This is a genomic window from Enterobacter sp. ECC-219 (genome assembly GCF_043966805.1).
Lineage (GTDB): Bacteria > Pseudomonadota > Gammaproteobacteria > Enterobacterales > Enterobacteriaceae > Enterobacter > Enterobacter cloacae_N.
Genome location: NZ_CP143680.1, coordinates 4,618,142 through 4,631,563, shown reverse-complemented (window position 1 = coordinate 4,631,563; position 13,422 = coordinate 4,618,142). Strand labels below are relative to the sequence as shown.

Genomic DNA, 13,422 nt, shown 5'->3' with positions numbered 1-13,422 from the left:
CCGCCACCCGACAAAACAGACCGCAGAAAACTAAACCAGACTCTTCAACCGATAAATCCACTCCAGCGCCTGACGCGGCGTCAGTGAATCCGGGTCGAGGTTCTCCAGCGCTTCCACTGCAGGCGACGTTTCTTCCGCTGGCGCCAACAGCGACATCTGGGTGCCATCGATCTGCGTCGCTGCCGCATTCGGCGACAGGCTTTCCAGCTCACGCAGCTTCTGGCGAGCGCGCTTGATCACCTCTTTTGGTACCCCTGCCAGCGCCGCGACGGCAAGGCCATAGCTCTTGCTCGCCGCGCCATCCTGCACCGTGTGCATAAAGGCGATGGTGTCGCCGTGCTCAAGTGCATCAAGATGAACGTTAGCCACGCCTTCCATTTTCTCCGGCAGCTGCGTCAGTTCGAAGTAGTGGGTGGCGAACAGCGTCATGGCCTTGATTTTATTTGCGAGGCTTTCAGCACAGGCCCAGGCCAGCGACAGGCCGTCATAGGTTGAGGTTCCGCGTCCTACCTCATCCATCAGCACCAGGCTGTGCTCCGTCGCGTTATGCAGAATGTTAGCCGTTTCGGTCATCTCGACCATAAAGGTTGAGCGACCGCTCGCCAGATCGTCCGCTGCCCCAACGCGGGTGAAGATACGGTCGATGGGGCCAATCTCCACTTTTTGCGCCGGGACGTAGCTGCCGATATACGCGAGCAAAGCAATCAGCGCCGTCTGGCGCATGTAGGTACTTTTACCGCCCATGTTCGGGCCGGTAATGATCAGCATTCTTCTCTGTGGCGACAGGCTCAGCGGGTTGGCAATGAACGGTTCGTTCAGCACCTGCTCAACTACCGGGTGACGGCCTTCAGTGATGCGAATGCCAGGCTTGTCGGTAAAGGTTGGGCAGGTATAGTTCAGCGTTTCCGCGCGTTCTGCCAGGTTCACCAGCACGTCCAGCTCCGCCAGCGCGCTGGCGCTCAGCTGCAGGTCGGCCAGGTGCGGCATCAGCATGTCAAACAGCTCGTCATACAGCTGTTTTTCCAGCGCCAGGGCTTTACCTTTCGAGGTGAGCACTTTGTCCTCGTACTCTTTCAGCTCGGGAATGATGTAGCGTTCGGCGTTTTTCAACGTCTGGCGACGGACGTAGTGAATCGGCGCCAGGTGGCTCTGCCCGCGGCTGATCTGAATGTAGTAACCGTGTACCGCGTTATATCCCACTTTCAGTGTGTCGAGCCCAAGACGCTCGCGTTCGCGGATTTCCAGCTTATCGAGATAGTCCGTCGCGCCGTCGGCCAGCGCGCGCCATTCGTCCAGCTCTTCGTTGTAGCCTGGAGCAATCACGCCGCCATCGCGCACCAGAACCGGAGGCGCATCGATAATGGCGCGCTCCAGCAGTTCGCGAAGCTCGGTAAATTCGCCCATGGTTTCACGAAGTTTCTGTACCGGCGCGCTGTCAACGTCGCTCAGCTGAGCACGCAGCTCCGGCAGCTGCTGGAAAGCATGCCGCATCCGCGCGAGGTCGCGCGGGCGCGCGGTGCGCAATGCCAGACGGGCAAGAATACGTTCCAGATCGCCTACCTGACGCAGGACAGGCTGCAGTTCGGTATAGCGATCCTGCAACGCAGCAATCGTCTGCTGGCGGCAAACCAGAGTATCGGTATCGCGAATCGGCATATGCAGCCAGCGTTTCAGCATGCGGCTGCCCATTGGCGTTACCGTACTGTCGAGCACCGACGCGAGCGTGTTTTCAACGCCACCCGCCAGGTTCTGGGTGATCTCAAGGTTACGGCGCGTGGCGGCATCCATGATGATGCTGTCCTGCTGGCGCTCCATGGTGATAGAACGGATATGCGGCAGGGCGGTGCGCTGGGTGTCTTTCACGTACTGCAGGAGGCAACCTGCGGCACACAGCCCGCGCGGAGCGTTTTCCACTCCAAAGCCAATCAGATCGCGGGTGCCAAACTGCAGGTTCAGCTGCTGGCGGGCGGTATCAATTTCGAATTCCCACAGCGGGCGGCGGCGCAATCCGCGACGGCCTTCAATCAGCGCCATTTCGGCGAAGTCTTCGGCGTAGAGCAGCTCTGCCGGGTTGGTGCGCTGCAGTTCGGCAGCCATCGTTTCACGATCGGCCGGCTCACTCAGGCGAAAACGCCCGGAGCTGATGTCCAGCGTGGCATAGCCAAACCCTTTGCCATCCTGCCACAGCGCTGCCAGCAGGTTATCCTGGCGCTCCTGAAGCAGGGCTTCATCACTGATGGTGCCTGGCGTGACGATGCGTACGACTTTGCGCTCAACCGGGCCTTTCGAGGTTGCCGGGTCGCCGATCTGCTCGCAAATAGCGACGGACTCGCCCTGATTCACCAGCTTGGCCAGATAGTTTTCAACCGCATGGTGCGGGATGCCGGCCATCGGAATGGGCTCGCCTGCCGATGCGCCACGTTTGGTCAGCGAGATGTCGAGCAGCTGCGATGCACGCTTAGCATCGTCATAAAACAGCTCGTAAAAATCGCCCATACGGTAAAACAGCAGGATTTCCGGATGCTGTGCCTTCAGCTTCAGATACTGCTGCATCATTGGCGTATGTGCGTCGAAATTGTCGATTGTGCTCATGGAGTTATGATGTCCATTTCTTTGAAAATAAACCGTTTTGAGCGGCTCAGTGGCCGTTTGTTCCTTCTATTGTCGCATGAAAAAAAGGTCCGGCGCAGAAAAATGTGGCGGCTTTACGAGGTGCCTTCCGACAGTAATTCGATGACAATTTTTCCATGCTCTACGCCCACCCTGACCCGGGAGTTGGTGGTAAAGCCCGCTTTTTCAAGCCAGTCGCCTTTTAAGCTCAGCGCCGCATGCACGCTGTACCGCTTTGGAATCTTCGTTTTTCGATCCTCGTGACGTTTTCTGAAATATCCCACTTTTAAATGGCGGTAGGGTTTGCCGATCGCGATCTCTTTCATAGGGTCTCCAGACTATACGGACAACGGTCATTCCTGATGCCTGTATAAAATACCAGTGATTTTTAGCGGACGCAGGGGTAATAGTGGAATCAGGCTTCAGAAAACGGAATGCAACACCTGAAATTCAGCGTGTAAAAGTGTACTATTGATGCATCTTATTGTTCGGTAAGTCGCTATGACCGGTAAACGCATATCACGTGAAAAAGAGACCATCGCGAAAATGATCGCGTTGTACGAAAAGCAGTGTCCACAGGCTTTTCAGGAAGCGGGGCATTATCGGGCGCTCAACGCGTATGCCGATAAGCGCCTGGATAAGTGTGTTTTTGGTGAAGAAAAGCCCGCCTGTAAACAATGCCCGGTGCACTGCTACCAGCCTGCCAGACGTGAAGAGATGAAGCAGATTATGCGCTGGGCAGGCCCGCGTATGTTATGGCGACACCCCATTCTGACCGTCCGTCATCTGATGGATGACCGTCGTCCGGTGCCGGAACTGCCGGAAAAGTATCGCCCGAAAAAATAAGCCTTTCAGCTTCGTAGCGGGCGGCAAATCACATTCATGGCCAGCGCGCTGCAGAGTGGAAAGAGCGCCAGCAGCAGCCAGGGATACATTGCCTGCGTTGAAGGCACCAGCGCGCGATCCAGCAGGCTGCCAAACAACAGGTTTCCGGCCAGTACCGCAATGCCTCCGGCGGTGGAGAGTGCGCCGTAGTGCGCGCCCAGCGTTGATTCCTCGGCGAACCGCGGAATGAGATCTTTTGCCGACGGCACCAGCAGCATCTGTCCCAGCGTCAGCAGCGTGACAAACGAGACCGAGGGCAGAAGCCGCAGCCAGCCTTCAGGCGGTACTGTTGCCGCGAACATTGCCACGCTCGCGAAGGCGGCGGAAAGCAGCAAAAAGCCCACCGGCAGAATGTTCACCGCGCCCACGCGACGGGCGAAACGCGCCAGCGGCAGCTGTAAGGTAATGATCAGAACGGAGGCCAGCATAAAAAGCGGGCCGAGATCTTTCTCGTTACCGCCGGAGCGCTGGATCTCTACCGGCAGCGCCAGATAGAGCTGGTTGTAGCTTAACAGCCAGGAGCTGTACGCAATGATAAAGGCGACAAAGCGCGGCTGGCGGAACGTCGTCCACCAGGGCACTATTTTAATCTTCTGTGAACGGTGTCCAGCAGCAGGCAGACAGAAGTAAAGCACCAGTAACGCAATGATAAAGACGCCTGCACCCGCCAGCGCCACCTGGCGGAAGCCAAGCCCCGTTAGCAGGGCGCCAGCAACCGGGCCTAGTACCGCGCCGAGCTCTCCGCAGACGGCAAAGAGCGCAAACCACTCCGCGCGGCTTCGTTTGCCTTTCGCCTCACTGTGTGTGCCCGCTTTTGCCAGCAGAGCCTCAATTGAGGGAGAAAATAACGCGCCACCGACGCCCGTCAGACACGCGCCCAGAATTATCGGCCACAGCGATCCCCCGAAGGCCAGTAGCAGATAGCCCGAAACACGAACTATACAGCCGCTGAGGATAACCCCTTTCGCGCCAAACCGGTCCGAGAGTGCCCCGCCAACGATAAACATCCCCTGTTGCGAGAACGTGCGCAGGCCCAGGATCAGCCCGATAAGCCCGCCGGAGAGCAGCATGTCGTCGCGCAGAAATATCGCCAGGAAGGGAACGACGGCGTAAAACCCAATGTTAAAAACAAACTGACTACCCAGTAAAACGGGCGGCCAGAGCGTGGTGGCGGGGCGAAGGGACATTGTCGATCACTCGTCCCTACACGATAAAGTGGATGTGCTTTTTGCCATGGAACGGCGAGATCTCAATTTTGGTTTTGACTCTGAAGACCTCCCAGAGCAACGACTCGGATAAAATGTCCTGCGGTGTTCCGGTCGCCACAATTTGCCCTTTCTGCATCACAATCAGCGAGTCGCAGAACATTGAGGCGTGGTTGAGATCGTGGATGGCGACAATGCTGGTAACAGATAATTCGCTGATCAGCTGCATCAGCTGCATCTGATGATGGATGTCCAGGTGGTTGGTCGGTTCATCCAGCAGGATTTCCGTTGGGGTCTGGGCCAGCGCGCGGGCAATATGTACGCGCTGGCGCTCGCCGCCGGAGAGGCTCAGCCAGCCCTGCTCGCTGCGGTCCAGCATATCGACACGCTGCAGAGCCGCGGTGACGGTGTCGTCATCTTGCGCGCTCCAGTTCGAAAAAGCGGAGTGGTGCGGAATTCGCCCGAGTTTCACCACGTCGCGCACGCGCATATTGGCGTCGGTCATCCCGTGCTGCTCAACGAACGCCACCCGGCGGGCAAGCTGCTTTTTGGCGATGCGGGAAATGTCCTGCCCGTCCAGGGTCACGCTGCCCGCATCCGGGCGACGCAGGCCAGCCAGGATACGCAAAAGAGACGATTTGCCGCAGCCGTTAGGGCCAAGGAGACCCACGGTTTCGCCCCGGGAAACCTTCAGCGAGACGTCATTGACGATAACTTTTTTGCCGACCTTCCAGGTAATATTTTCAGCGCAGATACTCATCACTTATTCCTTGAACGGTAGATAATCACGGCAAAGAAAGGCACGCCCACCAGCGCGGTGACTACGCCGACGGGGAGGCTTTGCGGCGCAATCAGCATCCGCGAGGCGATGTCAGCCAGCACCATCAGGATCGCCCCGGCCAGCGCGCTGGCAATCAGCAGCGTGCGGTGCAGCGGCCCGAACAGGAAACGCATAACGTGCGGTACCACCAGCCCCACAAAGCCGATTGAACCCGCCATGCTGACAATCGTCGCGGTAATTAGCGCGGTAGTGGTAAAGAGCGTCAGGCGAACCCACGGGACGGCAATACCTAAAGAGGCCGCGGCGTCATCACCAAAGGTAAAGGCGTCCAGCGCCCGGGAATAGTAGAGGCAGACGGCAAGGCCCGCCAGCACGACAACCAGCGCCAGCTGGAATTCCGGCCATCGCACGCCGCTAAAGCTGCCCAGTAGCCAGAACATCACGTCGCGCGCCTGCTGGGCGCTGGCGGAGGTGCTGATGGTGTAGGCGGTAATGGCGTTGAACAGCTGAGAGGCCGCAACCCCTGCCAGAATGGTACGTTCATTCCCCCCGCGCGCGCCGTTCGTCAGAAATGCGACAAACGCAAAGGCGGCGAACGCCCCGGCAAACGCGCCCGCAGAGAGCGATACCGCGCCAGTGCCGATGCCCAGAACGACGACCGACACCGCCCCGGTTGAAGCTCCCGCCGACACGCCGAGCACGTAAGGTTCCGCCAGCGCGTTTTTCAGCAGGCTTTGCAGCACGGCGCCGCAGATGGCTAAACCGGCCCCGCAGCACGCCGCCACCAGCGCGCGGCTCAGGCGGAAGTCCCAGATAACGCTCTCATAGATGCGGTTGAGCGGAACGTCGGTCAGCCCCAGCTTATTACCGATAGCATAAAAGACATTGGACAGCGGAATCGACAGCTCGCCGACGCTGACGCCAAGGGCAATCACCAGAAACAGCAGGATAACAGCAAGAAGAGCAGAAGTGGTCAGGATCAGGCCCTGGCGGGCCTGAAGTACGGCAACTGTCATCAGTTCAGCCCCAGCTTTCTGAGCTGTTCGCCCACCTGTTCAGCACCGTAAATCGTACGAATCGTCGGGTTCATCGCCTGACCGTCCATCACCACGATATGGCCTTTTTTGACGGCATCAAGCTGGCTCACGGCAGGATCGCTTTTCAGGAATTTGATTTTCTCATCCGCGTTATCCAGCGCCCAGCGGTTGCGGTCCAGACTGGAGACGACAATCACGTCCGGGTTCGCGGCGATAATGCTTTCCCAGCCGACGGTCGGCCATTCGGTCTCAGCGGTAATGGCGTTATGGCCGCCCAGCACGTTGGCAATAAAACCGGAGGCGCTGTTTTTCCCGCCGACATAGGCATCCGCCGAAGGCGAGGCGCTTGAGAACCAGAAGACAAACGAGAGATCTTTTTTGTTTTTACCAAATTCCTGACGCAGGTCGGCCTCGCGTTTTTTGAAATCGGCAATGACGGCCTGGCCGCGCGCTTCAACGTTGAAAATCTTCGCGAAATCTTCAATCTCTTTATAAAGGTACGTCATATCCCATAGCTTCTGGCGGCTGCCGTACATATCGCCTGCGGCCTTTTTGGTGGCGCACATGCCTGGTGATAAATAGCTGTTCACGCCGACGGTGGCCAGATCTTCACGTTTTGCGACCTTACTTTCCGGCCCGAGCAGCAGCGGCAGCTGGGCAGGAACAAAATCGGGATTTTGCGAAAGGATGGATTCAAGGGTAGGAATTTCAACCGTCAGGGTTTTGATTTTGGCATTCTGTTCCGCCAGCTGCGGCAGCACTTTTGTCGGCCAGAAGGCGCTGGCCTTCACCTTATCTTCAAGGCCCAGCAGGAGCAAAATTTCCACGGTGTTCTGGCCCAGGGCCACAACGCGTTCCGGCGCTTTAGCGAATGTCTCTTTGTAGCCACAGTTTTCAATCGTCAGAGGATATGTGGTTGCCAGAGCAGAACTGACCGACGCAATCGCCAGGCCTAACGCGCAGATGACCTTCTTCATGAAATGCTACCCTTCATTAAAATTATTTTTGATGCAAATGAAACGCATTATTAAGGCGGAATTTTATACAGAGGAAACGATTTTGTGTCAATGAGGGACAATTGCGCAGGGTAACAAAAGGCGGTGTCAGAAAAACACCGCCGGAATAAAGCCTTAAATGAGACTCTCTTTATCAATCCCGAGACGCTTCATGCGCGACAGCAGGGTGGTGCGTTTTAACCCCAGCCGCTGGGCCGCCCCTTTCGGCCCGGCCACCACGCCGTTGGTCTCTTTCAGCACGCGCAGAATGAGCTGATATTCATCTTCTCCCTCTTTCGCTACCTCGGCGGCGGGTACGGTCACGTCAGGAAGGGCAATCTCAGGCAGGGAGAGCTGCAGCACGTTCCCGCGCGTCAGCAGCACCGCGCGCTCAATGACGTTTTCCAGTTCACGCACGTTGCCCGGCCACTCCATCGATGAGAGGGTGCGCAGCGTCTCGGCGGGAATGCTGTCGATGTTTCGCCCCATCCGGCGCGCGATTTTCGCGGTAAAGGCCTTGACCAGAAGGGGGATATCTTCCGGGCGTTCGCGCAGCGGCGGCAGGCAGATCGGAAAGACGTTCAGGCGATAGTAAAGGTCGCTTCTGAATTCGCGGTCGGCGACCATTTTTTTCAGATCGCGATTGGTGGCGGCAATCAGGCGCACGTCGGTCTGGATAAGCTTGTTGCTGCCGAGGCGCTCAAACTCCTGCTCCTGCAAAACGCGCAGCAGCTTGGGCTGTAGCTCCAGCGGCATATCGCCCACTTCGTCGAGGAACAGCGAGCTTTTATCCGCCAGCTCGAAACGTCCCAGCCGCTGGCTGCTGGCTCCGGTAAACGCGCCGCGCTCGTGGCCGAAGAGATCGCTTTCCAGCAGACCCGCTGGCATCGCCGCGCAGTTCATCTTCACCATGCGTCGGCTGTTGCGGTTGCTCAGGTTATGGATGGCGCGGGCAATCAGCTCTTTACCGGTACCGGTTTCGCCGAGGATCAGCACCGTGCTGTCGCTCTGTGCCACCATTTCCACCTGCTTGAGGACGCTGTACATGGCGTCGCTGCGCCCGATGATTTCGCCAAACTCGCTGTCCACATTGTTGAGCTGCTCGGTCAGGGCCAGATTCTCGTCCACCAGCCGCTCTTTCAGGCGGTGGATCTCCTGATAGGCGAGGGCGTTATCCAGCGCGATAGAAATACGCTCGGCGATCTGGCGCAGCAGCTTCAGGTTGGCGGTGGTAAACACGGCCTCATCGCACTGCGCCAGTTTGAGCACCCCAAGCATGGTGCTGCCGGACATCAGCGGCAGCAGGCACAGAGTCTGAATTTTGTTGCCCCAGGTGTTAAACAGCATCCGCTCGTACGGCGCCACCGGGTCCTGCTCGCTAAGGTTAAGCAGCAGGATCTCCTTGCTTTTAAACACCCGCTCAGAAAGGGTGCCCGCTTCGTCCACCTCGCTCTGCTCGTGCGCCGGGTTAGCCTCATCGAGGTAGTGGGTGGAATAGATGTTCAGCTTGCCTTTGCGGTTCCCGCGCAGCGCGATGCTGATAGCGTCGATTTTGAAATAGTGGTGGATCTCCTTCGAGACTTCGCTGACCAGCTCATCCATATCGAGGCGCGACAGCACGGCGTTGGTGATGGCGACCAGAATACGAAAGTTGTCGCGCTCGCGGCTCAGCAGGTCGTAATCCACGTTATTGGTGACGCGGCTTTGGATCTGCTCCGCGACGACGGCCACGATCTGGGTAAAGGTATGCAGACGCTCGTACTCCGCCTCGCTCCAGGGCTGGTCGGTATTGCGGATAAACTCGCAGCCGCCAAAAATATGGCCCTCCGCCGCCAGCGGCAGCATGCCGTAATGACCGAAAGGCTGATAAAGATTGCTCTCTGCCAGCCGCGGCCACGCCATCCGAAACTCTTCAAAATTGCAGTGCAGCACTTCAGGCCGGGAGAGAATGCGGCGCACCGGGCCATGCGCCAGATACGTCTCGTCCTCGTACTCAAACGCTTTGCCATTATCGCGCGTTGAGTAGTAGCTCGCGCGGTGCGTTCCGCTATGCCAGAGCACAATCGCCGCGCTGTCCGCCAGCGCTGATTGCCTGACCAGCCGCGTCAGGGCATCGCTCAGCGCGCCGAGATCGGGCTGTTGTAAAAGTGTGCGCGTAATGTCAAACAGGCCCTGCTGTCCAAGATCGCTCATCGGTGTATACGGCATTATTGCTTTCCAATAGAAACTGGCAAAAAAGAGAGATTCAGTGCTGACCGCTTATGGCGCGGCTCTAGCAAATTCGGGGTAGCGGCTCAGCGTGCGGCAGGTCCAGCGTGCGCTTCACGCCATAAAGCCCGGCCAGGCGCACCCCTTTGCGCTCAACCACGTCGCCGATGATGGACGCGTCTTTCCCTAAGGGATGCGCACGTAGCTGCTCAAGCACCGCCTCAGCAGCCTGGCGCTCCACGCCGATCGCCAGCTTGCCTTCGTTAGCAAAGTTTAGCGGGTCAAGCCCCAATAGCTCGCACAGCCCGCGTACGGCAGGCTTAACGGGCAGGCTGCGCTCGGTGAGTTCAATTCCGCACCCGCAGCTTGCGGCGAACTCGTGGACGACGGCATTCACCCCTCCACGGGTGGCATCGCGCAGGGCCTTCACGCCAGGAATGGCGCGCAGCGTCTGAATCAGCGGGGTGAGTACCGCGCAGTCGCTGCGAAGCTCGCCGTCCAGACCTAATCCTTCGCGCAGGTTAAGGATAGTCGCCCCGTGGCAGCCCAGCGTGCCGGTCACGATCAGCACGTCGCCGGCGCTAAGCCGCTGCGCGCCCCAGTGAACGTCTGCGGGGATTGCCCCCATGCCGGCGGTGTTGATGAAGAGCTTATCGGCCGCACCGCGCTGGACCACTTTGGTGTCCCCGGTGACGATAGCGATCCCCGCCTCGCGCGCGGTGTGCGCCATGCTGTTCACCACCGCCGTGAGCGTTTCCATCGGTAACCCTTCTTCGAGAATAAATCCGCAGGAGAGGTAGCGCGGAATGGCGCCGCTGACGGCTACGTCGTTGGCGGTGCCGCAGACGGCGAGCTTGCCGATATCGCCGCCCGGGAAGAACAGCGGGTCAATCACGTAGCTGTCGGTGGAGAACGCCAGCCGATCGCCCTGTTCGGTGAGGGACGCGAGGTCAATGCGCGCCTGATCCTCCTGCTCGGCAAGCCAGGGGTTATTAAAGGCCTCCACGAACAACCGGTTAATCAGCTGCTGCATCGCCTGTCCGCCACTTCCGTGCGCCATTTCCACCGTGTTCATGCTTCACACTCCTGGTTGCGATACTGATACCACGCGGCGCAGGCTCCTTCGGAGGAGACCATCAGCGCGCCAAACGCGGTTTGCGGGTTACAGGTGTTGCCAAATAACGGGCAGTGATGAGGTTTGCATTTGCCGGTAAGCACCTCGCCGCAGCGGGCGCGGGGATCGTCGCACACCTGCTGTGGCTGTGGGCGGAAGTGCGCTTCGGCATCGAATGCGCGATAGGCAGGCGTCAGGTGCACGCCGGATTCGGCAATCAGCCCCAGCCCGCGCCACTCGCTGTCGCCCTCAACGCTAAACACGTCGGCTATCGCCTGCTGCGCCCGTTCATTTCCCGCATCGGGCACCACGCGGCGATACTGATTTTCCACCGCGCTCAGGGCCGCTATTTTCTGCTCAACCAGCATGGTCACACCTTGCAGTAGATCAAGCGGTTCGAAACCAGCGACCACTAACGGACGATTGTACTGTTCAGCGATAAAACCGTAGGCGTCTGTGCCAATCACCATGCTGACGTGGCCCGGTGCCAGAAACGCGTCGATGCCGTTGTCCGGCTCTTCCAGCAGGCTGCGCAGCGTGGGAATGAGCGTAATATGCTGGCAGAAAAAGAAAAAGTTACCGACGCCGCGCGCTTTCGCCTGCTGCAGCGTGATGGCCGTAGCGGGCATGGTGGTCTCAAAACCCAGCCCGAAAAAGACGACCTTGCGCTCAGGGTTATCCATCGCCAGCGTCAGGGCATCCATCGGTGAGTAAACGATCCGCACGTCCGCCCCGCGCGCTTTCGCCTGCAGCAGCGAGCCGTTTTTCCCCGGCACGCGCATCGCGTCGCCAAAGGTGCAGAAAGTAACGTCGGGCTGGCCGGCAATTTCAATGCAGCTGTCGATGCGCCCCATCGGCAGCACGCACACCGGGCAGCCGGGGCCGTGAATAAACTCGATGTTCTCCGGCAGCAGCTGGTCGAGGCCAAATTTGAAGATGGCGTGCGTATGTCCGCCGCACACCTCCATGATCCGCAGCGGCTTTTCTTTCGTGTAGTCCAGCAGCGCCGCGCGCGTTTTCAGATGCCCGATAAGCTGCATCACCTGTTCCGGCGCGCGGTATTCATCAACGTAACGCATGATTACCTTTCCTCGCCGTACAGCAGCGCGCCGACGTCCGGTTCCACGTCGAACATGTTTTGCAGCGCGTCGAGCGTGTCGCGGGCTTCTGCTTCGTTAATCACGCTCATCGCAAAGCCTACGTGGACCAGCACCCACTGGCCGAGGCGCGACGCGCCGCTTTCATCGGTGCTGCCCACCAGCGTCAGGTCGACGTCGCGCAGGATGCCGCAAACCTCGACTTTGGCCTGATTGCCGTCGATGGCGTGAATTTGTCCCGGTACGCCTATGCACATCGTTCGCTCTCCAGCCAGTCCAGCCAGGCGTCCATTCCGTCGCCGCGCGTGGCGGAGACCAGCAGGATGTGAATCGCCGGATTCACTTCCCGGGCATACGCCAGGCACTTATCCACGTCGAAATTCAGGTACGGCAGCAGGTCGACTTTGTTCAGCAGCATGATGGAGGCGGCGGCGAACATGTGGGGGTATTTCAGCGGCTTGTCTTCGCCTTCGGTCACCGAAAGCACCGCCACCTTGTGGCGTTCGCCAAGGTCAAAGCTTGCCGGGCACACCAGGTTACCGACGTTTTCAATAAACAGGATGCCGTTATCCGCCAGCGGCAGGCGCGGCGCGGCGTCGGCAATCATCTGCGCGTCCAGGTGGCAACCTTTACCGGTGTTAACTTGAATTGCCGGGGTGCCGGTTTCGCGGATGCGCGCCGCGTCGTTTACCGTTTGCTGGTCGCCCTCGATCACCGCGCAGGAGACGCGCCCGTTGAGGCGTTTGAGCGTTTCGGTCAGCAGCGTGGTTTTGCCGGAACCGGGGCTGGAGACCAGGTTCAGCACCAGCTGTTTGCGGGCGGCGAAGCGGGCGCGGTTGCGGGCGGCGATCTGGTTATTTTTGTCCAGCACGTCGAGCTCCACCTCCAGCATCTGGCGCTGGCTCATGCCCGGCGCGTGGGTGCCCGCTTCGCCGTGGCCGTAATGCAGGTCACCCGCGCCGGAGCGTTGCGGTGCAAAGGTTATGCCGGTCAGGGCCGCCGCAGGACGCGGGGCGGGGGAAAAGGGCGCGGAGCGAAACGCGGAGTGGGGGCGGTGTTCATCCCCTTCTATATACAGGTTGCCTTCGGCGCAACCGCAGGTACTACACATACTTTACTCCTTCTCGATTTCGAGACGTTGGATCTGCATGCCGTCATCCGCCACGATGCGCAGCCCGGCGCTCTGGCACTGCGGGCAGCGCTGAACCTTCGATGACAGCAGGGTGACGTACTGCTGGCACTGCTCGCACCAGCACTCCGCCTGCTGCTCTTCAATATGCAGCGCGCAGCCTTCCGCCAGCGTGCCGCGGCACACCAGCTCAAAGCAGAAGGCCAGGGCGCTGGTCTCGACGCAGGAAAACGCCCCGACCTTCAGCCAGACGCCAGTGACGCGTTTCGCGCGGTTTTGCACTGCCTGCTGTTCGATAAGTTCCAGAGCACGCTGGCAGAGGGTGATTTCGTGCATGACGCCTCCTCAATGAATTGCGCCA

The 13,422-nt window shown here is 59.2% G+C and carries 13 protein-coding genes; 1 reads left to right on the top strand and 12 read right to left on the bottom strand.

Translation table 11 applies throughout. The features are described 5' to 3' along the window. Positions 1–30: 30 nt before the first annotated feature. Positions 31–2,592 (bottom strand): DNA mismatch repair protein MutS, encoded by a 2,562-nt coding sequence (gene mutS / locus V1603_RS22020; RefSeq protein WP_045261242.1) that lies wholly within the window; start codon positions 2,590–2,592, stop codon positions 31–33. 113 nt (positions 2,593–2,705) lie between these two features. Next, a complete protein-coding gene (locus V1603_RS22015; protein WP_395313271.1) occupies positions 2,706–2,936 on the bottom strand; it encodes a SymE family type I addiction module toxin in 231 nt (76 codons plus the stop codon). 175 nt (positions 2,937–3,111) lie between these two features. On the opposite strand from V1603_RS22015, the gene V1603_RS22010 reads away from it, so the two are divergent. Beyond that, a complete protein-coding gene (locus tag V1603_RS22010) occupies positions 3,112–3,456 on the top strand; it encodes a nitrous oxide-stimulated promoter family protein (protein WP_395313270.1) in 345 nt (114 codons plus the stop codon). A gap of 5 nt (positions 3,457–3,461) precedes the next feature. On the opposite strand, the gene V1603_RS22005 is transcribed toward V1603_RS22010, so the two are convergent. From V1603_RS22005 to hypA, 10 genes are all read right to left on the bottom strand, one after another. Next, on the bottom strand, positions 3,462–4,682 hold the full coding sequence (locus tag V1603_RS22005) for an MDR family MFS transporter (protein ID WP_371199882.1): 1,221 nt from the start codon (positions 4,680–4,682) through the stop codon (positions 3,462–3,464). A 16-nt stretch (positions 4,683–4,698) separates the two neighbouring features. Next, complete coding sequence (locus tag V1603_RS22000; RefSeq protein WP_371199881.1) at positions 4,699–5,460, bottom strand: ABC transporter ATP-binding protein; 762 nt, start codon at positions 5,458–5,460, stop codon at positions 4,699–4,701. After that, a complete protein-coding gene (locus tag V1603_RS21995; RefSeq protein ID WP_163330096.1) occupies positions 5,460–6,497 on the bottom strand; it encodes an iron ABC transporter permease in 1,038 nt (345 codons plus the stop codon). Before V1603_RS21995 ends, V1603_RS22000 begins: the two co-directional genes overlap by 1 nt. Then, positions 6,497–7,495 carry an ABC transporter substrate-binding protein gene (locus tag V1603_RS21990; protein WP_395313269.1) on the bottom strand — a complete coding sequence of 333 codons (999 nt, stop codon included), beginning with the start codon at positions 7,493–7,495 and terminating at the stop codon, positions 6,497–6,499. The genes V1603_RS21995 and V1603_RS21990 overlap by 1 nt, the downstream gene beginning before the upstream one ends. 153 nt (positions 7,496–7,648) lie before the next feature. Continuing rightward, the gene (gene flhA / locus V1603_RS21985) at positions 7,649–9,721 is read right to left on the bottom strand and encodes a formate hydrogenlyase transcriptional activator FlhA (RefSeq protein WP_166712227.1); all 2,073 of its coding nucleotides are present in this window, start codon (positions 9,719–9,721) and stop codon (positions 7,649–7,651) included. Positions 9,722–9,785: 64 nt separating this feature from the next. Further along, positions 9,786–10,796: a hydrogenase expression/formation protein HypE gene (gene hypE, locus V1603_RS21980; protein ID WP_395313268.1), complete on the bottom strand. Its 1,011-nt coding sequence runs from the start codon at positions 10,794–10,796 to the stop codon at positions 9,786–9,788. After that, positions 10,793–11,914: a hydrogenase formation protein HypD gene (hypD, locus tag V1603_RS21975; protein ID WP_395313267.1), complete on the bottom strand. Its 1,122-nt coding sequence runs from the start codon at positions 11,912–11,914 to the stop codon at positions 10,793–10,795. Before hypD ends, hypE begins: the two co-directional genes overlap by 4 nt. Positions 11,915–11,916: 2 nt before the next feature. Then, on the bottom strand, positions 11,917–12,189 hold the full coding sequence (locus V1603_RS21970) for a HypC/HybG/HupF family hydrogenase formation chaperone (RefSeq protein WP_047650282.1): 273 nt from the start codon (positions 12,187–12,189) through the stop codon (positions 11,917–11,919). Further along, complete coding sequence (gene hypB / locus V1603_RS21965) at positions 12,180–13,043, bottom strand: hydrogenase nickel incorporation protein HypB (RefSeq protein ID WP_395313266.1); 864 nt, start codon at positions 13,041–13,043, stop codon at positions 12,180–12,182. The genes V1603_RS21970 and hypB overlap by 10 nt, the downstream gene beginning before the upstream one ends. Positions 13,044–13,046: 3 nt before the next feature. After that, positions 13,047–13,397, bottom strand: coding sequence for a hydrogenase maturation nickel metallochaperone HypA (gene hypA, locus V1603_RS21960; RefSeq protein ID WP_116343446.1), 351 nt, complete (start codon positions 13,395–13,397; stop codon positions 13,047–13,049). Positions 13,398–13,422 lie beyond the last annotated feature (25 nt).

Excerpts from the sequence above, each read along its gene's own strand:
- V1603_RS22010 (WP_395313270.1), top strand. The coding sequence starts at position 3,112 with ATGACCGGTAAACGCATATCACGTGAAAAAGAGACCATCGCGAAAATG.
- flhA (WP_166712227.1), bottom strand. The coding sequence starts at position 9,721 with ATGCCGTATACACCGATGAGCGATCTTGGACAGCAGGGCCTGTTTGAC.
- hypE (WP_395313268.1), bottom strand. The coding sequence starts at position 10,796 with ATGAACACGGTGGAAATGGCGCACGGAAGTGGCGGACAGGCGATGCAG.
- V1603_RS21995 (WP_163330096.1), bottom strand. The coding sequence starts at position 6,497 with ATGACAGTTGCCGTACTTCAGGCCCGCCAGGGCCTGATCCTGACCACT.
- V1603_RS22015 (WP_395313271.1), bottom strand. The coding sequence starts at position 2,936 with ATGAAAGAGATCGCGATCGGCAAACCCTACCGCCATTTAAAAGTGGGA.
- hypB (WP_395313266.1), bottom strand. The coding sequence starts at position 13,043 with ATGTGTAGTACCTGCGGTTGCGCCGAAGGCAACCTGTATATAGAAGGG.
- V1603_RS22005 (WP_371199882.1), bottom strand. The coding sequence starts at position 4,682 with ATGTCCCTTCGCCCCGCCACCACGCTCTGGCCGCCCGTTTTACTGGGT.
- hypA (WP_116343446.1), bottom strand. The coding sequence starts at position 13,397 with ATGCACGAAATCACCCTCTGCCAGCGTGCTCTGGAACTTATCGAACAG.
- V1603_RS21990 (WP_395313269.1), bottom strand. The coding sequence starts at position 7,495 with ATGAAGAAGGTCATCTGCGCGTTAGGCCTGGCGATTGCGTCGGTCAGT.
- V1603_RS22000 (WP_371199881.1), bottom strand. The coding sequence starts at position 5,460 with ATGAGTATCTGCGCTGAAAATATTACCTGGAAGGTCGGCAAAAAAGTT.
- V1603_RS21970 (WP_047650282.1), bottom strand. The coding sequence starts at position 12,189 with ATGTGCATAGGCGTACCGGGACAAATTCACGCCATCGACGGCAATCAG.
- hypD (WP_395313267.1), bottom strand. The coding sequence starts at position 11,914 with ATGCGTTACGTTGATGAATACCGCGCGCCGGAACAGGTGATGCAGCTT.
- mutS (WP_045261242.1), bottom strand. The coding sequence starts at position 2,592 with ATGAGCACAATCGACAATTTCGACGCACATACGCCAATGATGCAGCAG.